15 protein-coding genes and 1 tRNA gene are annotated in these 19,564 nt (G+C 70.2%); 9 read left to right on the forward strand and 7 right to left on the reverse strand.

Annotated elements, in window-relative coordinates; translation table 11 throughout:
• Positions 1–87: 87 nt before the first annotated feature.
• From V1318_RS04870 to rnt, 5 genes are all read left to right on the forward strand, one after another.
• The gene (locus V1318_RS04870) at positions 88–507 is read left to right on the forward strand and encodes a hypothetical protein (protein ID WP_332938189.1); all 420 of its coding nucleotides are present in this window, start codon (positions 88–90) and stop codon (positions 505–507) included.
• A gap of 7 nt (positions 508–514) precedes the next feature.
• Positions 515–1,372 carry a DUF692 domain-containing protein gene (locus tag V1318_RS04875; protein WP_332938190.1) on the forward strand — a complete coding sequence of 286 codons (858 nt, stop codon included), beginning with the start codon at positions 515–517 and terminating at the stop codon, positions 1,370–1,372.
• On the forward strand, positions 1,365–2,147 hold the full coding sequence (locus V1318_RS04880; RefSeq protein ID WP_332938191.1) for a putative DNA-binding domain-containing protein: 783 nt from the start codon (positions 1,365–1,367) through the stop codon (positions 2,145–2,147). Before V1318_RS04875 ends, V1318_RS04880 begins: the two co-directional genes overlap by 8 nt.
• Before the next feature lie 58 nt (positions 2,148–2,205).
• Complete coding sequence (locus V1318_RS04885) at positions 2,206–2,862, forward strand: DoxX family protein (protein WP_332938192.1); 657 nt, start codon at positions 2,206–2,208, stop codon at positions 2,860–2,862.
• Positions 2,863–2,986: 124 nt separating this feature from the next.
• Positions 2,987–3,622, forward strand: coding sequence for a ribonuclease T (rnt, locus tag V1318_RS04890; RefSeq protein ID WP_332938195.1), 636 nt, complete (start codon positions 2,987–2,989; stop codon positions 3,620–3,622).
• Positions 3,623–3,769: 147 nt separating this feature from the next.
• On the opposite strand, the gene sugE is transcribed toward rnt, so the two are convergent.
• From sugE to V1318_RS04915, 5 genes are all read right to left on the reverse strand, one after another.
• Positions 3,770–4,081, reverse strand: coding sequence for a quaternary ammonium compound efflux SMR transporter SugE (sugE, locus tag V1318_RS04895; RefSeq protein ID WP_332938197.1), 312 nt, complete (start codon positions 4,079–4,081; stop codon positions 3,770–3,772).
• A gap of 80 nt (positions 4,082–4,161) precedes the next feature.
• Entirely contained in the window at positions 4,162–4,929 is a 768-nt protein-coding gene (rlmB, locus tag V1318_RS04900) for a 23S rRNA (guanosine(2251)-2'-O)-methyltransferase RlmB (RefSeq protein WP_332938199.1), read from the reverse strand.
• Between the two features lie 315 nt (positions 4,930–5,244).
• Complete coding sequence (gene rnr / locus V1318_RS04905) at positions 5,245–7,731, reverse strand: ribonuclease R (RefSeq protein WP_332938201.1); 2,487 nt, start codon at positions 7,729–7,731, stop codon at positions 5,245–5,247.
• Between the two features lie 328 nt (positions 7,732–8,059).
• A complete protein-coding gene (locus V1318_RS04910) occupies positions 8,060–8,278 on the reverse strand; it encodes a hypothetical protein (protein ID WP_332938202.1) in 219 nt (72 codons plus the stop codon).
• Between the two features lie 1,330 nt (positions 8,279–9,608).
• Positions 9,609–9,693: transfer RNA gene (locus V1318_RS04915), tRNA-Leu, on the reverse strand.
• A gap of 291 nt (positions 9,694–9,984) precedes the next feature.
• Here V1318_RS04915 and parC point away from each other — a divergent pair.
• The 3 genes from parC (at position 9,985) to V1318_RS04930 (ending at position 13,669) form a co-directional block, all read left to right on the forward strand.
• On the forward strand, positions 9,985–12,228 hold the full coding sequence (gene parC / locus V1318_RS04920; RefSeq protein WP_332938204.1) for a DNA topoisomerase IV subunit A: 2,244 nt from the start codon (positions 9,985–9,987) through the stop codon (positions 12,226–12,228).
• Positions 12,229–12,237: 9 nt separating this feature from the next.
• On the forward strand, positions 12,238–12,894 hold the full coding sequence (locus V1318_RS04925; protein ID WP_332938205.1) for a thiopurine S-methyltransferase: 657 nt from the start codon (positions 12,238–12,240) through the stop codon (positions 12,892–12,894).
• Between the two features lie 310 nt (positions 12,895–13,204).
• Positions 13,205–13,669, forward strand: coding sequence for a hypothetical protein (locus V1318_RS04930; protein WP_332938208.1), 465 nt, complete (start codon positions 13,205–13,207; stop codon positions 13,667–13,669).
• Between the two features lie 103 nt (positions 13,670–13,772).
• On the opposite strand, the gene V1318_RS04935 is transcribed toward V1318_RS04930, so the two are convergent.
• Both V1318_RS04935 and asnB read right to left on the reverse strand, forming a co-directional pair.
• The gene (locus tag V1318_RS04935) at positions 13,773–14,924 is read right to left on the reverse strand and encodes a beta-eliminating lyase-related protein (protein WP_332938210.1); all 1,152 of its coding nucleotides are present in this window, start codon (positions 14,922–14,924) and stop codon (positions 13,773–13,775) included.
• A 136-nt stretch (positions 14,925–15,060) separates the two neighbouring features.
• Positions 15,061–16,740 carry an asparagine synthase B gene (gene asnB, locus V1318_RS04940; protein WP_332938212.1) on the reverse strand — a complete coding sequence of 560 codons (1,680 nt, stop codon included), beginning with the start codon at positions 16,738–16,740 and terminating at the stop codon, positions 15,061–15,063.
• Positions 16,741–17,096: 356 nt separating this feature from the next.
• Here asnB and V1318_RS04945 point away from each other — a divergent pair, with 356 nt between their 5' ends.
• Positions 17,097–19,457 (forward strand): penicillin acylase family protein, encoded by a 2,361-nt coding sequence (locus V1318_RS04945; protein WP_332938213.1) that lies wholly within the window; start codon positions 17,097–17,099, stop codon positions 19,455–19,457.
• The last annotated feature ends 107 nt before the right edge of the window (positions 19,458–19,564 follow it).

The following is a 19,564-nucleotide window of genomic DNA, read 5'->3' on the forward strand; positions in this document are numbered from 1 at the left end:
CCGGGCACACTGCGCCGGCTTCCGCCTTGTGTTTTTCACCGACGGGTCGATCCCGTCATCATCGCCAACGTAATGGAGAGCAAGCGCATGTCCAAGCAGATCAAGAAACCCGTCGCCCTCGCGCTCGGTGCCGCCCTGGTCGGCGGTCTGACCCTGTCCACCTCCGCCTTCGCCATGAGCGACCTCGCGCAGGGTTATCTGCTCGGCGCCCAGCAGGCGCAGACCGCCGAAAAGGCCGCCGATGCCAAGGCCACCGACGCCAAGGCCGCCGAAGGCAAGTGCGGCGCCGAGAAGAAGACCGGCGAAGGCAGCTGCGGCGCCGACAAGGACAAGAAGGCCGCCGAGGGCAAGTGCGGCGAAGGCAAGTGCGGCGCCGACAAGAAGAAGGCCGGCGAAGGCAAGTGCGGTGAAGGCAAGTGCGGCGCCGACAAGGACAAGAAGGCCGCCGACGGCAAGAAGGCCGGTGAAGGCAAGTGCGGCGAAGGCAAGTGCGGTGGCTCGGTCTGAGCCACGCATGGACGGCGTGCGTCCGCTGAACGCGGACGCCGTCGGCCTCGGTTTGCGGCGGGCCCTGCTGGGCCCGCTGCGATCGGCCGCGCCCACCGATTTCGATTTCCTGGAACTCGCGCCCGAGAACTGGATCGGCGTGGGCGGGCGCTACGGCGAGGCCCTGTCCGAACTCGCCGCGCGCCACCCGCTGGTCTGCCACGGCCTGTCGCTGTCGCTGGGCGGCACCGAGCCCTTGGACGAGACCTTCCTGATCCGGGTCCGCCGTTTCCTCGACCAGCACCAGGTCCGTTCGTACAGCGAGCACCTGAGCTATTGCAGCGACGACGGCCACCTCTACGACCTGCTGCCGATCCCTTTCACCGAGGAAGCGGTGCGCCACGTCGCCGCGCGCATCCGCCAGGCCCAGGACATCGTCGGCCGCCGCATCGCGATCGAGAACACCTCGACCTACGCCAATCCGCATCGGGAAATGAGCGAGATCGACTTCACCAACGCGGTGCTGGCCGAGGCCGACTGCGACCTGCTGCTGGACGTCAACAACGTCTACGTCAACTCGATCAACCACCGCTACGACGCGAGCGCGTTCCTGGCCGCGCTGCCGGGCGAGCGCATCGCCTATATCCACGTCGCCGGCCATTACGACGAAGCCGACGATCTCAAGATCGACACCCACGGCGCGCCGGTCAAGGACGCGGTGTGGTCGCTGCTGGGCGAGGCCTACCGCCGTTTCGGCGCGCGCCCGACCCTGCTCGAGCGCGATTTCAATTTCCCGCCCTACGCCGAGCTCGTGGCCGAGCTCGACACCGTGCGCGCGGTCCTGCGCGAACACGCGCCCGCCGCCGCGCGCCAGGCCCATGGCTGAGCCGCGCGCCCAGGCGCCCGCGCGACTGCGCGCGCAGCAGTTCGAACTGACCCGCCACCTGCGCGACCCGCAGGCCAGTCCCGCCCCGGCCGGCATCGAGGAGCGGCGCCTGGAGGTCTACCGCGGCCTGCTGTTCAACAACATCGAAGGCCTGCTGGCCGGCAACTTCCCCGTCGTCACCGAACTGCTGGGCGAACCGGCCTGGACCGCGCTGGTACGCGACTTCTTCCGCGACCATCGCTGCCGCACGCCGCTGTTCCCCGAGCTCGCGCGCGAGTTCCTGCGCTACCTGGAAGACCGCGAGGATCTTTCGCCGGCGTTCCTGACCGAACTGGCGCACTACGAATGGGTCGAACTGGCCCTGCAACTGTCCGATGCCGAAGCGGATCCGGCCACGATCGACGCCGGGGCCGACCTGCTCGACGGGGTGCCGGTGCTGTCGCCGCTGGCCTGGCCGCTGGCCTATGCCTGGCCGGTGCACCGCATCGGCCCGGCGTTCCAGCCCGACGCGCCGCCGCCGCAACCGACCCTGCTGCTGTTGCGACGCGGGGCCGACGGCGAGGTGCGCTTCTCCGAGCTGAGCCCGCTCGCCTATCGCCTGGTCGAACGCCTGGGCGAATCGCCCGAACTCAGCGGCCGCGAGCAGTTGCGCGCGCTGGCCGCCGAGGCCGGCAGCCAGGACATCGACAGTTTCGTCGCCCAAGGCCGCGCCCTGCTCGAGCAGATGCGCGCCAGCGGCGTCGTGCCCGGCACGCGCGCGCACCGTTCGGCCTGATCGCCGCCTCCTTAAGGAAAGCGCTGGCGGTACCAGCGCGTTTCCCGCGGAGCACGACATGCCCCTCCTCTCCCGTTGCGCGCACGCGCTGCGCGACCGTCTCGAAGGCCTCGGCACCTGGACCGCCCCCTTGGGCCTGCGCCTGATCCTGGCCTGGGAGTTCTACGAATCCGGCCGCGAAAAACTGCGGGGGCAGAACTGGTTCGCCGACGTGATGGCGGCGTTCCCGTTTCCGTTCGACCGCCTGCCGGCCGGGCTGAGCTGGACCCTGGCGACCTGGTTCGAGCTGATCGGCGGCCTGGCGCTGCTGATCGGACTGGGCACGCGCTTTTTCGCCGCGGCCTTGTTCGTGCTGACCGTGGTCGCGATCGCGGCCGTGCATTGGCCGCAGGACTGGATGGGCCTGGGCCAGCTCGCTCAGGGCTATGCGCTCACCGATCGGGGCGCGGGCAACTACAAGCTGCCGCTGCTGTTCCTGGCGATGCTGTGGCCGCTGATCCTGGGCGGCGCGGGCCGCCTCAGCCTGGACGCATGGATCGAACGCGCGCGGCGCGCGGCGCCGGCGCAAGCGCGCAACGACGCCCTGGGCTGGGGCGTCGGCCTGCTGCTGTTCGGCGCCGTCGCGGCCATGCTGTTGCCCTTGCCGGGCCTGCTCCTGGCTGTGGGCGGCGCCGTGCTGCTGGCAGCGGACCGGCTGCGCCTGCGCATGCGCTAACGCCCCGCTCCGCCGTCCTCTTTCTGCTTGCGAGAGGGCGGCGGGGCGCGGGCACCGCCCGCCGCGGCCGCAGCCGCGCGCCGCGCGCGCAGGTTCCGCCATCGTCGTCTGCTAGGCTTTCGGCATGATCGACGCCGGCCCCGCCCCCCAGACCACCGCCGCTCCGCCCCGTTTGTGCAACCGTTTCCGCGGCTTCCTGCCGGTCGTGGTCGACGTCGAAACCGGCGGTTTCGACTGGAATCGCCACGCCCTGCTCGAGATCGCCGTGGTGCCCGTGGAGTTGGACGAGCAGGGCCTGCTGATTCCCGGCACCACCACCAGCGCGCACGTGGTACCGGCGCAGGGCCTGGAGATCGATCCCAAATCGCTGGAAGTCACCGGCATCGACATCGACCATCCGTTCCGCGACGCCAAGCCCGAGCGGGTCGCCTTGGAAAACGTGTTCGCGCCGGTGCGCGAAGCGATCAAACGCCATGGCTGCCAGCGCGCGATCCTGGTCGGCCACAACGCCCATTTCGACCTCAACTTCCTCAATGCCGCGGTCGCGCGCAGCGGCCACAAGCGCAACCCCTTCCATCCCTTCAGCGTGTTCGACACCGTGACCCTGGGCGGCCTGGCCTACGGCCAGACCGTGCTCGCGCGCGCGGTCCAGGCCGCGGGCTTCGAATGGAACGCCGAGGAGGCGCACTCGGCGGTCTACGACGCCGAGCGCACCGCGGAATTGTTCTGCAAGGTCGTCAACGCCTGGCCGCGCGGCTGAGCCGGGCGCCACGCCCGACATCGGTCGCGCTCGGCTCCATTCGCCCACCGGCCTACGAACCGCCGCGTCGAGGCGAAGCTCCAGCCTCCGGGTGCGGCTGCGGCGATCGGCCACCGCGCCGGCGCGTCATGCCCACGGGTGCGCCGATCAGGCCAGTTTCAGGCCGATCAGACCGGCCACGATCAAGGCCACGCTGGTCACCCGTAGCGCGTTGACCGGCTCGTGGAACAGCACGATGCCGAGGATGACGGTGCCGACCGCGCCCACGCCCACCCAGATCGCGTAGGCGGTGCCGACCGGCAGCGACTTCATCGCGATGCCGAGCAGGCCCAGGCTGATCGCCATCGCGGCGACCGTGCCCACGGTGGGCCAGAGCTTGCTGAAACCGTCGGTGTATTTGAGGCCGATGGCCCAGCCGACCTCGAACAGGCCGGCGAGTACGAGAATGATCCAGGGCATGGCAGGTCTCCTTTCGCGATGGGGCCGTCCCCGGGCGACTGGAGAGGCGGGGTCGTCCCCGCTTCCTGCTTGTTCGTGGATTATTTCACGGGGGCCAGGCGCTGGCGCACCGCTTCGAACAAGGTCACGCCCGCGGCTACGGATACGTTCAGGCTCTCGACCGCGGAGCCATCGGCGCCGCCGGGCATCGGGATCTTGACCAGCTGATCGCAGTTCTCGCGGGTCAGCCGGCGCATGCCGTCGGATTCGCCGCCCAACACCAGGCCGACGTTGCCGCGCAGGTCGATGCCGTAGAACGAGGCCTCGGCTTCGCCGGCCAGGCCGTACAGCCACACGCCCAGCTCCTGCAGTTCGCGCAGGGTGCGCGCGAGATTGGTGACCGGAATGATCGGCACGCTGTCGGCGGCGCCGGCCGAGGTCTTGCGCACGGTCGCGTTGACCTGGACCGCGCGGTCCTTGGGAATGATGACGACGGTGGTGCCGGCCGCGGCCGCGCTGCGCAGGCAGGCGCCGAAGTTGTGCGGGTCCTGCACGCCGTCCAGGATCAGCACCAGCGCGCGGCCCTCGGCGGCCTCGATCAGGCCTTGCAGTTCGTTCTCGCTCCAGGTCTTGGCGGCTGCGTAGCGCGCGACCACGCCCTGGTGGCGCAGGCCGCCGGCGACGCCGTCCACGGCCTGGCTGGCGACCTTGCGCACGTCGATGCCGACGCGGCGCGCATTGCTTTCGATCTCGGCCAGGCGCGGGTTCTTGGCGCCGGCTTCGATCAGCACCTCGCGCACGTTATCGGCGTCGTGCTCGATCGCCGCCGAGACTGCGTTGATGCCGGCGATCCATTGTTTCTGGCTCATGGGGGTTCCGTAGACGGGAGCGAGCGCTGGCCGGGCATAGGCCCAGGCGGCGGGAGGACAGGGGGTGAGATTCTAAGCCAGCGGCGCCCCCGAAGCCTGCTCCCGGCCCTACCTCACCCCTTCGAATCGGTCCCCCCCCCTTTGAAAATGGGGGTTAGGGTGGATTTGCGGTTGCTGTTGCTTTCACCTTCGCCGGCCATGCAAATCCCCCGCGCCACGGTGCCAGGCCACATCGGCGCCGGCGCCGGGCGCTGGCCCCCTCTTCAAAGGGGGCCATGGGGTGCGCGAACAGCGGTCCCGAAGTTCGTCAGCCGCTCAGTACTTCTGCTTGCTGCGCTTGGCCGGTTGGCCGCGCGGCGGCGGCGCCTTGGCGCCGCGGTCCTCGACCAGCTTGAAGTCGATCTTGCGGTCCTCGACGCTGGCCTTCATCACCACGATCGCGACCCGGTCGCCCAGCCGGAATTCGCGCGCGGTGCGCTCGCCCTGCAGGGTCTTGCGGATCGGGTCGAAGTGGTAATAGTCGTGCGGCAGCTGGGTGACGTGGATCAGGCCGTTGACCTTGGACTCGTCCAGCTCCACGAACAGGCCGAAGCTGGTCACGCCGCTGATGGTGCCTTCGAACTCGCCGCCGACGTGCTGCTCCATCCAGGCCGCGCGGTAACGCTCGTCGACCTCGCGCTCGGCCTCGTCGGCGCGGCGTTCGCGTTCGGAGCATTGCAGGGCCAGCGCGGCCATCTCGCGCGGCGAGTACAGGAACTGGTCCGGTCGCCCGCCGCCCAGCGCGTACTTGATCGCGCGGTGCACCAGCAGGTCGGGATAGCGGCGGATCGGCGAAGTGAAGTGCGCATAGGCCTCCAGCGCCAGGCCGAAGTGACCCAGGTTGTCCGGCGCATACACCGCCAGGCTCTGGCTGCGCAGCAGCACGGATTCGATCAGGGCCGCGTCGGGGCGCTCACGCACCTTCTTCAGCAGTTCGGTGAAATCGCGCGGCTGCACCTGCGGCCACGGCGGCATGCGCAGCTTGAACTCCTTGAGGAACTCCTGCAGGTCGGCGTACTTCTGCTCCGGCGGGCGCTCGTGGTTGCGGTACGGCGCCGGCACGTGCGCGCCGATCAGGTACTTCGCGGCCTCGACGTTGGCCGCGATCATGCATTCCTCGATCAGCTTGTGGGCGTCGTTGCGCTGGAGCATGCCGGCCTGCACCACTTCGCCGCGCTGGTCGAGCACGAAACGCACTTCGCTGGATTCGAACTCGATCGCGCCGCGGCGCCGGCGCGCCTTGGACAGCACGCGGTAGAGCTGGTGCAGGCGCTGCACGTCCGGCAGCAGCGAGCCGATCTGGGCCAGCGCGTCCTCGCGCGCCTCGGCCTCGATGCCCTCGCCGACCGCGTTCCAGACCTGGGTGTAGGTCAGGCGCGCGTGCGAGTTCATCACCGCTTCGTAGAACTTCGACTCGGTGACCTGGCCTTCGCGATCGATCTGCATGTCGCAGACGAAGCACAGCCGGTCGACCTTGGGCTTGAGCGAGCAGATGCCGTTGGACAGGGTCTCCGGCAGCATCGGCACGACGAAGCCGGGGAAGTAGACCGAGGTCGCGCGGCGGGTGGCCTCTTCGTCCAGCGGAGTGCCGGGGCGGACGTAATGGGAGACATCGGCGATCGCGACCACCAGACGGAAACCGTCGCGGTTGGGCTCGCAATAGACGGCGTCGTCGAAATCCTTGGCGTCCTCGCCGTCGATGGTGACCAGCGGGGTCGAACGCAGGTCGACGCGTTGCGCGGCCAGCTCCGGCGGCACCGTCAGGGCGACGCCGGCGGCTTCGTCGAGCACCGCCTGCGGGAATTCGTGCGGCAGTTCGTGGCCGTGGATCGCGGCCTGCACCGCCAGCGACGCGGTCAGGCGTTCGCCCAGCACCGTCAGCACGCGGCCGATCGGCGGGCGCTTGGCGTCCGGCGCCTGCACCAGTTCGCAGACCACCAACTGGCCGTTCTGCGCTTCCAGGCGCGCGTCCGGCGGAATCTGCACATTGCGCTGGATGCGGCGGTCGTCGGGCACGACGTAGCTGATGCCGGACTCCACGGTGAAGCGGCCGATCAGGCGGTTGAGACGGCGCTCCAGCACTTCGACGATCGCGCCCTCGCGGCGGCCGCGGCGGTCGACGCCGGTGACGCTGGCGAGCACGCGGTCGCCGTGCATGGCCTTGCGCATCTCGAACGGCGGCAGGAACAGGTCGTCGCCACCGCCGGCTTCCGGGCGCAGGAAGCCGAAGCCGTCGGGATTGGCGATCACCACACCGGGGATCAGGTCCATGCGCGCGGCGGGCGCGAACTCGCCCTTGCGGTTCTGCAGCAGCTGGCCTTCGCGCAGCATCGCCGCCAGGCGCTTGCCGAGCGCGTCGAAGCGGTCCGGCGCGCTCAGGCCCAGGGTCTCGGCCAGGGCCTCGGCGCGCATCGGGCCGTCGGCCGCGGCCAGCAGTTGCAGGATGGCCTCGCGGCTGGCGATGGGCTGCTCGTAGCGGCTGGCTTCGCGCTCGGCGTAAGGGTCGTTGTAGGCCGGCGGCGCGTTGCGCGCGCGCGGCGCGGACGGCGTTGCCGCATCGGCCTTGCCGCGCTTGCCGCCCTTGCCGGGCGGCCCGTGTTGCAGGCTCTCGGGCAGCCACGGCGGCCGCGGCGCGGAGCTCTTCTTGCCGCCACCGGGCTTGCCGGCGCCTTGTCTGGTGTTCGCCGGCTTGGCGCCGGCCTTCGCGCTGGCTGCGCGGGTGGATTTGCCGGGCTTGCCCCCGGCCGGGGTCTTCTTACTCATCGCGGCATGGTCGCACATCGCCATGAACGCAGCGTCGTCGGCCGGGCAGCGACCAGGCCTGCGCGCCCCGCCGCCGCGACGGAGCTGGGCCGCGAAACGGGCCGGGCTCAGCCCATCCGCTGCCCGCCGCGACCCGGCGCATCCGGACCGCCCAGGCCCTGGGTCTGTTGCTGGCTCTGCTGCGCGCCGACCTGGGCCAGTTGCTCGAAGCTCTGCGCGGCCGGCACGCGCGCGGCCTGGTTGGCCTCGACCTGGGCGTGGATTGCGGGCCGCGCTCGCCGGGCGGCGAGTACATCGCGAACGCATGGGCCTCGCCGTTCGCGGTCACTTATTCGTTGCAAATCCCTTCCGGACCGAGGGCTGCGATTGGCTCGCGGTGCAAAATACCGTACTCGTCGATTACGTCGCCGGACCGGCGATACCACACCAGCCGATCGCCACGGCGCTCGAAGCAACCGACTCGTCCTTCGTACTTCGGGCATGGCGCATAGCGGCCCGACTCGACGTACTTGCTGCAAAGCTCAAGCACGAGTTTGCCGTCGCTCACTCGTCCCTCGAGTAGCCCATCCGACCCGCGAGTATCGGTGCCGTCGCTCCAGCTTCCGCTATGCCCTTCACCGTCGCGGGCGATATCGATGCCGACGTAGTGCCCTTGCAGCAACGCGTACTAAAGCCCCAATCGCCCGCGAACGGATCGGCGCCGGCGTCCGCCGCAGCCGTCGCAGCAGGCCGCTCGTTCTGCGCCGAGCACGCACTACCCGACAAAGCCAATCCGGCCAGGCACAGCATCGTCCAGGCTTTGCGACGGACGCATCGATCGAACATTCCGCTGTTCTTGTGGCTCTCGACTCGCGCCTCGGAACCGTATGCGGCTCCGCCTCAATAATCCTAAGAACAGTGCCGCCCAGCCTGCACGGGCGTGCAGGCGATTGAGCTTGCGGTGAATCGAAGGGCGTGGTGCCCATCGGTGCGACTAGCTGTGTTTGAAGCGCGCCCGCAATCGGTCGTTCCAGTCGTTGACCGCGGCCAGCAGGCGCTCGCGCAGCCGTGCGACGTCCTGGTCCGGGGCGGCGGCCAGGCTGCGGGCGTGGCAGACCAGCGCGCCACCCGCGCTTTCCTCGATGCGCCAGCGGTGCAGGCCGGGCCAGGGCCCTTGCAGCAGGTCCCATTCGAGCCTGCGACCGGGTTCGACGCAGGTCAGGCGCGCGAGCGAGAGCGTCTCGTGTTCGCGCCAGTGCAGCGCGGTGCCGGGCTGCGCCGGGCCTAATAAGTTGGAGGCCGAGATCCGGTCGTGCCATTGCGGCCAACAGGCGATGTCGATCAGGCAGTTCCAGATCGCGGCGGGACTGGCATCGACGCGGGTGCAGGCGCCGATGGCGATGGACGTGGGAGGCTGTGTCAGAGGCGTACTCCTGTGCGGAATCGTGGGTGATTCGAAACGAGCGATGCGGCGCGGGCGAGGCAGATTTCGACGCCACGCATGCGTACAGACTCGGCATAGCGGCGACCTCGCGCAGCGGCGCGGGATCGGAAGGGTGGGTGTCCGGCGACGGGCGCGCGGCGGCCTGGAAGGCGATGCGATGCCGCGGGGAGCGACGGCGCAGGACCGCGTGTTGCGTGGAGTGCAGCGACCGGCATCGAGCGACCGCTTGGAAGCGCCGGCGTTCCCGGGCGGGAGACGCGGAAATCGAAGCTGGGGCCTGCGCCGGCCGAGTCTAGGCCGGCCGGATCGGCGACGGTTCGAAGGACATCGAAGCCCAGGCTGCGGCCGGAGGCGGGGCCCGCACGGCTGCTGCGCTCGCGGCGGCCGCGGAATCGGGCCGGAGCCGGCCCTGAAAACGAAAAACCCCTGATTTCTCAGGGGTTGTTCTGAAGAGTGGTGCCCAGGAGAGGACTCGAACCTCCACGGTTTTACCCGCTAGTACCTGAAACTAGTGCGTCTACCAATTCCGCCACCTGGGCCTGTCGCAACGCCGTGGGGCGCTGCGAGGAGGCGTATGTTGCGTTGCGGTGAGGCGGCTGTCAACGGTTTTGTCACAACGCCGGCCCAACGCCGAAATCGGCAAGGCCGGCCCTGCCGCCGGCCCGGGCCGGCGCGCGCGCCTCGCCCGCTTGGCCTTGCCTGCCGCGAACCCTTGCCGCGCCGCGCACGCGCGGCATCGCGCGCGGACACAAGGACGAGATCGCGGCTCCGGCCCGGCACAGCGACGGGTAGAATCGCGAGGTCACGCCTTAGCGAGTTGATTGCGTTCCATGACTGATTCCGTACGTCCGGTGTTCCACGGCTTCGAACAGATCCCGCTGCGCGAGTACGCCGAGCGCGCCTACCTCGATTACTCGATGTACGTGGTGCTCGACCGCGCCCTGCCCTTCCTCGGCGACGGCCTCAAGCCGGTCCAGCGCCGCATCATCTATTCGATGAGCGAGCTCGGCCTCAATGCCGGCGCCAAGCCCAAGAAGTCCGCGCGCACCGTCGGCGACGTGATCGGCAAGTACCACCCGCACGGCGACAGCGCCTGCTACGAAGCCATGGTGCTGATGGCCCAGCCGTTCTCCTACCGCTACCCGCTGGTGGAGGGCCAGGGCAACTTCGGTTCCAGCGACGATCCCAAGTCGTTCGCGGCGATGCGCTACACCGAATCCAAACTGACCCCGATCGCCGAGGTGTTGCTGGGCGAACTCGCCCACGGCACGGTCGACTGGGTGCCTAACTTCGACGGCACCCTGGAAGAGCCGACCTGGATGCCGGCGCGCCTGCCGCACCTGCTGCTCAACGGCACCACCGGCATCGCGGTCGGCATGGCCACCGACGTGCCGCCGCACAATCTCAACGAGGTGGTCAGCGCCTGCGTGCGCCTGCTCGACGACCCGGACGCGACCACCCGCGACCTGTGCGAGCACGTACTGGGCCCGGACTACCCGACCACGGCCGAGATCATCACCCCGCGCGCCGACCTGATGGCGATGTACGAAACCGGCCTGGGCAGCGTGCGCGCGCGCGCCACCTGGGTGAAGGAAGCGCAGAACTTCGTCATCACCGCGCTGCCCTACCAGGCCTCGCCGGGCAAGATCATCGAGCAGATCGCCCAGCAGATGCGGGCCAAGAAGCTGCCCTGGCTGGAGGACCTGCGCGACGAGTCCGACCACGCCAACCCGACCCGGATCGTGCTGGTGCCGCGTTCCAACCGGGTCGACGCCGAGCAGCTGATGGGCCATCTGTTCGCGACCACCGATCTGGAAAAGAGCTACCGCGTCAACATCAACGTGATCGGCCTGGACGGCCGCCCGCAGGTCAAGGGCCTGAAGGCGCTGCTGAGCGAGTGGCTGGTGTTCCGCACCGACACCGTGACCCGCCGCCTCACCCATCGCCTGGAAAAGGTCGAGCGCCGCCTGCACCTGTTGGAAGGCCTGCTGGTCGCGTTCCTGAACCTGGACGAGGTGATCCGCATCATCCGCACCGAGGACGAACCGCGCCCGGTGTTGATGGCGCGCTTCGGCCTCAGCGAGGAGCAGACCGACTACATCCTCGAGACCAAGCTGCGCCAGCTCGCGCGCCTGGAAGAGATGAAGATCCGCGGCGAACAGGACGAACTGGCCGCCGAGCGCGAGAAGCTGATCGCGACCCTGGGCAGCAAGTCCAAGCTCAAGAAGCTGGTCAAGGACGAACTGCTGGCCGACGCCAAGAAGTTCGGCGACGCCCGCCGCTCGCCGCTGGTCGCGCGCGACGCCGCCCAGGCGCTGTCGGAAACCGAACTGGTGGCCAGCGAGCCGATGACCGTGGTGCTCAGCGAGAAGGGCTGGGTGCGCGCGGCCAAGGGCCACGACATCGACGCGGCCACCCTGAGCTACCGCGACGGCGACGGCCTGCTGGGCTCGGTCAAGAGCCGCAGCACCCAGCAGGTCGCGTTCCTGGATTCCACCGGCCGCGCCTATTCGACCGTGGTCCACGGCCTGCCCTCGGCGCGAGGCAACGGCGAGCCGCTGACCGGGCGCTTCTCGCCCGCCGCCGGCGCCTCGTTCCAGGCCCTGGCCAGCGGCGACAACGACAGCCGCTTCGTGCTCGCCTCCAGCCACGGCTACGGCTTCGTCACCCGCTTCGAGAACCTCACCGGCCGCAACAAGGCCGGCAAGGCGATGCTGTCGCTGACCCCGAACGCCAAGGTGCTGCAGCCGGCCGCGGTCGGCGCGGTCGAGGCCGACCGCGTGGTCGCGGTGACCAATGTCGGCCACCTGCTCGCGTTCCCGGTGTCCGAGCTGCCCGAGCTGGACAAGGGCAAAGGCAACAAGATCATCGACATCCCCAAGGCCAAGCTCGGCACCGAGCGCGTGGTCGCGGTGGCGGTGGTCGCGCCCGGGACCACGCTCAGCGTCCGCTCCGGCACCCGCAGCATGAGCCTGTCGTGGAAGGACCTGGACGCCTACGTCGGCGCGCGCGCCACCCGCGGCGGCCTGCTGCCGCGCGGTTGGCAGAAGGTCGAAGGCCTGTCGGTGGAGTGAGGTAGCGAGATGGAAGCGGAGTTCTGGCACCAGCGCTGGCAGGACAAGCAGATCGGCTTCCATCAGGACCGGCCGTCGCCGCTGCTGCTCAAGCACTGGCCGTCGCTGGGCCTGGCGCCGGCCGGCCGGGTGTTCGTGCCGCTGGCCGGCAAGACCCTGGACATGGCCTGGTTCGCCTCGCAAGGCCATCGCGTGCTCGGCGTCGAACTGTCGCGGATCGCGGTCGAGGAATTCTTCGCCGAGCATGGCCTGCAGCCGGAAACGCAGGACACGCGCTACGGCCGCCATTACCGGGCCGGCGCGATCGAACTGATCTGCGGCGACGCCTTCGCCCTGGATGCCGAACTGCTGGCCGACTGCACGGCGGTGTTCGACCGCGCCGCCCTGATCGCCCTGCCCGCGCCGCTGCGCGAGCGCTACGCGGGCGAGCTCTACCCGCGCCTGCCCAGCGGCTGTCGCGGCCTGCTGATCACCCTGGAGTATCCGCAGCACGAGAAGCAGGGGCCGCCGTTCCACGTCGGCGAGGACGAGGTGCGCCAGCGCTACGCCCGCGATTGGCGCGTACTGACCCTGGAGCGCCGCGACATCCTCGCCCAGCAACCCAGCTTCGTCGAAGAGGGCGTGACCGCGCTGAACACGGTGGTCTACCGCCTCGATCGCAACTGAGCTGGAACGCAAGACCGACCGAGTCGGCTGACAAGGGGCATCCGCGGCGGAGGCGAAACGCGGCCGCCATCGCGCCGTGCCGGCTCGTTCCGGCCATCGCAATCTTCGGTTGCGACACCACCCACAGCGCGCACGCAATGCGACGAAACACGGTATGGCGCGACGAATGCGGATGACGCGCGCCTGGACCGACCGGACACTGACGACGACGGCCACCCGGTCGTCGTTGCCGCCGGCGGCGGCCCGCCCATGCTGCTCGGGCAGGCCCTGCGCCGGCTTTATCCCACCAAGAACGCAAGGATCTGCGTCCATGAAGCTTTCCAATCCCAGTCTCGCCCTGCTTGCGGCGGCCCTGCTGCCCTCCATCGCCGCGGCGACGCCGCCGCCGGATGCCAGCGAGCGCATCTCCATCTGCAGCGGCGCCTACTACGCCGTCATGTCGCTGGACTTCGGCAACACCGGCACTACCGCCACCGTGACCGCCAAGGCCAACGTGGTCAGCGAACCGTTCAGCCCGTTCCCGCCGCCCCCGCCGTATTACGCCGTCTACGCCGGCGCTTCGCACCGCGCCAACGCCAGTTCGGCCTGGACCACCAACGACCAGAATCTCGAGGGTTACGGTTCGTATCCGGCGGCGGCGGCCAGCGCGACCAAGATGGCGTTCCGCAGCGCGACCTGCGAGCTGGCCGGCAACGCCGTGGTCAGCGTGCATTGCCCAAATGGCAACTGGGAATACAAGACCCTGGAACGCACTTGGGTCGGCTGCGGCCTGTAACGCGCCGCTGAGCGCGTCGGCGCCGCGATGCATCGCGGCCGTCGCGCGATTCGCCACCCACGGGCGCCGCCATCGCGGCGCCCGTTTCATTTGCGGCTGCGGATCAGCCCTTGGCCGCGTCCGCCAGGCCTTGCGCGATCGTCTCCGGGCTGGAGCGCAGCACGCTGGGATTGACCTGCATCGCGAACTCGCCGGTCTGCGGATGCGGCCGCGACAACAACAGGCCGCGTTGCCTGGCGCGCTCGCGAAATCCCTGTGCGTCGCCGGACACCGCCATGAAGTAACGGCTGGTTCCGGACGGCAGCTTGCGCAGCTTGAAGCGGCGGTCCCGGCCCAGCAGCGCTATCAGGCGGTCGGTCGCCTGCCAGGACTGCGCGTAGTCCGCTTCGTAGCGGTCCACGTACTGCGCCGCCACCGCCACCGCCGGCCAGGCCTGCGGCAGCGAGCCGCCGAACATGCGCCGCGTGTGGTACAGCCCTTCGATGAAGTCGGTCTCGCCGACGAGGATGGCGCCCGAAGCGCAGTTGAAGTGCTTCCACAGCGATACGAACACGGTATCGAACAACGCCGCGTACTCGTGCAGGCTGTGCCCGGAGTGATACGGCAGGTTGAACAGTCGCGCCCCGTCCAGGTGCAGGCGGATGCCTTCGCCACGCGCGTAGCGGCTCAGGCGCACCAGTTCGTCGTAATCGGCCATTTCATGATCGCGCCGGCGTACCGGCGACTCGATCGAAATCGCGCCGACCTTGAGCGGCACGCGTCCGCCGGCGGAGCGCTCGACCCACTCGCGCGCCTGTTCGGCGGTGAGGGTGCTGCCTCCCGGCGCTAGCGGCACCAGGTTGAGCCCGCTGAGGATCTCGCCGCAGTCGCCGCTGTCGTTGTAGAAATGGCTTTCGGCCTGCACCAGCACGCGCCGATCGGCGCCGGCCAGCTTGCGCAGCGCGATGTGATTGGCGAGGGTGCCGGTGGGCACGAACATCGCCGCGGGCTTGCCCAGCTTCTTGGCGAAGCGGGCCTCCAGGTCGGCGACGATGCCGCCGTTGGAGTAGTTGTCGTTCTGGATGCCGGCGCCGGAGGCCATGCGCTCCAAAAGCACGGCGTACTCGCGCGGCGTCAGGCTGAGCCCGTCGTCGTAGAAATTGACGTCCTTGAACAAGCCGGCGTCCGCATCCGCACCCGCCGGTGTCGGTGCCTGCGCGAGCGCCGGCAAGACCGCCGTCAATCCGCCCGCGGCGAGGAATCGGCGTCTATCCATTCGCGCAGCCCGGCTCGGTAGAGGCTTTCGATGATACCCGAGCGTCTACGGCGCGCTGCGCGGCCCGTCACCGGGTCGGCGCAGAATCGTCGCGGCATCGGGCCGCTCCGACGGCGCCCGCTGGGTGGGCGAAGGCTCAGGCCAATGCGGACTGGTGCACGCCGGCGACCGCGCGCCCGGACGGATCGGCGGCGTTGGCGAAAGCGGCGTCCCAGGCGATCGCGGCCGGCGACGAACACGCGATCGACTTACCGCCCGGCACCGTCTCGGCGCAGGCCGTGCCCGGGAAGTGGCGCTCGAAGATCGAGCGGTAGTAGTAGGCCTCCTTGGTCTGGGGCGGGTTGATCGGGAAGCGACCCGGCGCCGCCGCCAGGTCGCGGTCGCTGACCTGCGCTTCGGCATGCGCCTTGAGGCCGTCGATCCAGCCGTAGCCGACGCCATCGCTGAACTGCTCCTTCTGCCGCCACAGGATCTCGTCGGGCAGATAGCCCTCGAAGGCCTCGCGCAGCACCGCCTTCTCGATCCGGCCCTGGCCGGCCATCTTGGCCTGCGCGTCCATGCGCATCGCCACCTCCAGGAACTCCACGTCCAGGAACGGCACCCGCGGCTCCACGCCCCAGGCCATCATCGATTTGTTCGCGCGCAGGCAGTCGTAGCTGTGCAGGGCGTCGAGCTTGCGCACCAGTTCCTCGTGGAACTCGCGCGCGTTGGGCGCCTTGTGGAAGTACAGGTAGCCGCCGAAGATCTCGTCGCTGCCCTCGCCGGACAGCACCATCTTCACGCCCATGGCCTTGATCCGCCGCGCCAGCAGGAACATCGGCGTGGACGCGCGGATGGTGGTGACGTCGTAGGTTTCGATGTGCTGGATCACGTCCGGCAGCACATCCAGGCCTTCCTCGAAGGTGTAGGTGAAACCGTGGTGCACGGTGCCCAGCGCCGCGGCCGCGACTTCGGCCGCGGCCAGGTCGGGCGAGCCCTCCAGGCCGATCGCGAAGGAGTGCAGGCGCGGCCACCAGGCCTCGGCCTGATCGTCCTCCTCAATGCGCCGGCGCGCGAACCGCGCCGCGCAGGCCGCCACCAGCGAGGAATCCAGGCCGCCCGACAGCAGCACACCGTAGGGCACGTCGCTCATCATCTGCCGGTGCACGGCGCGCTCGAAGGCGGTGCGCAATTCTTCCTTGCCCACCTCGACGCCGCGCGTGGCCTCGTAGTCGCGCCAGGGCCGTTGGTAGTACTTCACCGGCACGCCGACCTCGCTGTCGTAGTAGTGGCCGGGCGGGAACGCGGCGACGTCGTCGCACAGACGCGCCAGCACCTTCATTTCCGAGGCCACCCACAGGCGGCCGTCGGCATCGTGGCCCCAGTACAGCGGGCACACGCCGATCGGGTCGCGCGCGATCAGGTAACGCCCGCGCGCGGCGTCCCACAGGGCGAAGGCGAAGATGCCGTTGAGGCGGTTCAGCAGCTCGCCCGGATCGCCGCCCTCGCGGTAGAGCGCGTTGATGACCTCGCAGTCGGACTTGGTCTGGAACGCGTAGGGGGCGCCCAGCTGCTGCTCGAGCTCGCGGTGGTTGTAGATCTCGCCGTTGACCGCCAGCGCGAGCTCGCCGTCGGCCGAACGCAGCGGCTGCGAGCCGCCGGTGGGGTCGACGATGGCGAGGCGTTCGTGGACCAGCACCGCGCGAGGCTCGGCGCTGACGCCGGACCAGTCGGGGCCGCGATGGCGCTGGCGCGCCGAGAGCGACAGGGCCAGCGGCCTGAGCGGTCTCAGGTCGGCGCCGGGGCGGAGGTCGAACAGACCGAGGATCGAGCACATCGGGGAATCTCCAGGAGGTCGGACAGGGCGGTGGGAATTTCTCGGGGCCAGAAAACAAAAAACCCGCGCTTTTCGGCGCGGGCTTCTTGAGCGATTGAGCGTGTGTTGCGCGCGCTAATCGCCGGCCCGCGGAAGGCTGGCGTTATTGCGATTGTTATTGTTCGACGCAGCCACGGCCGCGCGGCCGCGAAGGGCGGCGCTGCGGATCAGGGCGGTGGCGAAGGGGCGGGACATGGCTCGATCCTGCTTGAGGCCGGGACGGTTTGCAAGCGCCCCCGCCGCGGCCGCCTCCCGCGGACCTCCGCGGCCCCGGAACCGGCCGGCCAATCGGCTAAGCTGCGCCGCGGAGGGAACTCATGGCCAAATGGATCAAGCGCGGCCTGCTCGCGCTGGGGGTGGTGGCACTGCTCGCGGTCGCGGGCGCCTGGTGGCTGATGCGCGGCAGCCTGCCGCAACTGGAGGGCGAGCTGAGCCTGCAGGGCCTGTCGGCGCCGGTGACCGTGCAGCGCGACGCGCAGGGCGTGGTCACCATCGACGCCGCCAACGAGACCGATGCGATCCGCGCGCTGGGCTACGTCCACGCGCAGGAACGCTATTTCGAGATGGACCTGCTGCGCCGCACCGCGGCCGGCGAGCTGTCGGCGCTGTTCGGACCGATCGCGGTCGAGGTGGACCAGCGCCGGCGCATCCACCGCCTGCGCGCGCGCACCGAACAACAGCTGCAGAATTTCGCCGGCGAACAACGCCCGCTGCTGCAGGCCTACACCGACGGCGTCAACGACGGCCTGGGCGCGCTGCGCGCCCGGCCCTGGCCCTATCTGTTGCTGGGCACGCAACCGCAGCGCTGGCAGTTGGCCGACTCGGCCCTGGTCGGCTACGCGATGTACTTCGACCTGCAGGACGCCGACAACCTGCGCGAACGCGCGCTGTGGAAGCTGCGCCCGGCCCTGCCGCCGGCCCTGTATGCGCTGCTGACCCACGACGGCAGCACCTGGGACGCGCCGCTGTTCGGCAACGCCCGCGGCGACGCCGTGCTGCCGGATGCGGCGAGCCTGGACCTGCGCGCGCTGCCCGCGCCGGACCAACCGCTGGCCGAAGTACCGCGCCGCAACGAGGTCGGCAGCAACAACTTCGCCGTCGCCGGCAGCCGAACGCGCGACGGCCGCGCCATCGTCGCCGACGACATGCACCTGGGCCTGCGCACGCCCAACCTGTGGTTCCGCGCGCGCCTGCGCTACGCCGACGCGCGCGTGCCCGGCGGCCGCATCGATGCCGGCGGCTTCACCCTACCCGGCCTGCCCGCGCTGGTGGTCGGCAGCAACGGCCGCATCGCCTGGGGCTTCACCAACAGCTACGGCGACTGGCTGGACTGGGCGATCGCGCCCGGCTGCGCCGGCGCCGCGCCCAAGGCCTGCGCCGGCCTGCGCACCTACGAGGAACGCATCGAGGTCAAGGGCGAGGCGGCGCGCGTACTGCGCGTGCGCGAAACCGCCTGGGGCCCGCTGATGCACGACAACCCCGACGGCAGCGCGCTGGCTTTGCGCTGGTCGGCGCACCTGCCCGGCGGGCTCAACCTGGGCCTGGCCAGGCTGACCCGCGCGCAGTCGCTGGACGAGGCCCTGCGCGATGCGCAGGACGTGGCCCTGCCGGTGCAGAACCTGGTGGTCGGCGACCGCTCGGGGCGGATCGCCTGGCGCCTGCTCGGCCCGATCCCGCAGCGCGCGCCGGCCTGCACCCCGGCGGTGCCGCTGGCCGCCGACGCGGCCGCGGCCTGCCCGCCCTGGGCCGTGCGCACCGACACCGCGCCGCAACTGATCGACCCACCGGGCGGGCGCCTGTGGACCGCCAACTCGCGCACCCTCGACGGCGCCGAGCTGGCGCGCATCGGCGACGGCGGCCTGGTCCTGGGCGCGCGCGCGCGGCAGATTCGCGACGACCTGATGAGCAAACCGCGTCTGGACGAACGCGATCTGCTGCGGGTCCAGCTCGACGACCGCGCGATCTTCCTCGCACGCTGGTGGACCCTGCTGCGCGATCGGGCCGCACAGGCCAAGGACGCGCCCGCGCTACGCGAACTCGCCGCCGCGTCCGCGCATTGGGAAGGCCGCGCGGTGCCGGAATCGGTGAGCTATCGGGTGGTGCGTTCCTGGCGCCTGGCCGTGCACGACCGCCTGATCGACGGCCTGACCGCGCCGGCGCGCGTGCGCCAGGGCCGCGATTTCGAAATGCCCGAACTACCGCAGTTCGAAGGCGTGGCCTGGCCGCTGGTCAGCCGGCGCCCGGCGCATCTGCTGCCGCGGCGCTATCCGAGCTGGGACGCGCTGTTCGAGGATGCCGCGCGCCAGGTCCGCGACGATCTCGCCAAGCAGGGGCCGCTGGCGCAGCGCCGCTGGGGCGAACGCAACACCGCCGCGATCTGCCATCCGCTGTCGCGCGCCCTGCCCGGCTTCGCCAAGCCGGCGCTATGCATGCCCGCCGACGAACTGCCCGGCGACGTCGCCATGCCGCGTGTGCAGCGCCAGGATTTCGGCGCCTCCGAGCGCATGGTGGTGGCGCCCGGGCACGAGGCCGAGGGCATCATCCACATGCCCGGCGGCCAGAGCGGGCATCCGCTGTCGCCGTACTGGGGCGCGGGCCACGACGATTGGGTGCAGGGGCGGGCCTCGCCCTTCCTGCCGGGGGCGACGCGGTATCGGTTGACGCTCAAGCCGCGTTGAGGCGTGGCGCCTTGGGAACAGCGCGGTCGTGCGCAGTGGCGCGATCGCGGCTTATGACCGAAGGAAATCCCCGTGGGACGCCGCTCTCACAGAGAGCGGCGGCGTTC

The sequence above is a fragment of the Lysobacter sp. CCNWLW3 genome, from assembly GCF_036697405.1.
Lineage (GTDB): Bacteria > Pseudomonadota > Gammaproteobacteria > Xanthomonadales > Xanthomonadaceae > Lysobacter.

Bases quoted from the DNA above. Each gene is read 5' to 3' on its own strand.
- V1318_RS04935 (WP_332938210.1), bottom strand. From the start codon at position 14,924: ATGGATAGACGCCGATTCCTCGCCGCGGGCGGATTGACGGCGGTCTTG.
- V1318_RS04875 (WP_332938190.1), top strand. From the start codon at position 515: ATGGACGGCGTGCGTCCGCTGAACGCGGACGCCGTCGGCCTCGGTTTG.
- asnB (WP_332938212.1), bottom strand. From the start codon at position 16,740: ATGTGCTCGATCCTCGGTCTGTTCGACCTCCGCCCCGGCGCCGACCTG.
- V1318_RS04870 (WP_332938189.1), top strand. From the start codon at position 88: ATGTCCAAGCAGATCAAGAAACCCGTCGCCCTCGCGCTCGGTGCCGCC.
- sugE (WP_332938197.1), bottom strand. From the start codon at position 4,081: ATGCCCTGGATCATTCTCGTACTCGCCGGCCTGTTCGAGGTCGGCTGG.
- V1318_RS04925 (WP_332938205.1), top strand. From the start codon at position 12,238: ATGGAAGCGGAGTTCTGGCACCAGCGCTGGCAGGACAAGCAGATCGGC.
- rnt (WP_332938195.1), top strand. From the start codon at position 2,987: ATGATCGACGCCGGCCCCGCCCCCCAGACCACCGCCGCTCCGCCCCGT.
- V1318_RS04945 (WP_332938213.1), top strand. From the start codon at position 17,097: ATGGCCAAATGGATCAAGCGCGGCCTGCTCGCGCTGGGGGTGGTGGCA.
- V1318_RS04930 (WP_332938208.1), top strand. From the start codon at position 13,205: ATGAAGCTTTCCAATCCCAGTCTCGCCCTGCTTGCGGCGGCCCTGCTG.
- rnr (WP_332938201.1), bottom strand. From the start codon at position 7,731: ATGAGTAAGAAGACCCCGGCCGGGGGCAAGCCCGGCAAATCCACCCGC.
- parC (WP_332938204.1), top strand. From the start codon at position 9,985: ATGACTGATTCCGTACGTCCGGTGTTCCACGGCTTCGAACAGATCCCG.
- V1318_RS04885 (WP_332938192.1), top strand. From the start codon at position 2,206: ATGCCCCTCCTCTCCCGTTGCGCGCACGCGCTGCGCGACCGTCTCGAA.
- rlmB (WP_332938199.1), bottom strand. From the start codon at position 4,929: ATGAGCCAGAAACAATGGATCGCCGGCATCAACGCAGTCTCGGCGGCG.
- V1318_RS04880 (WP_332938191.1), top strand. From the start codon at position 1,365: ATGGCTGAGCCGCGCGCCCAGGCGCCCGCGCGACTGCGCGCGCAGCAG.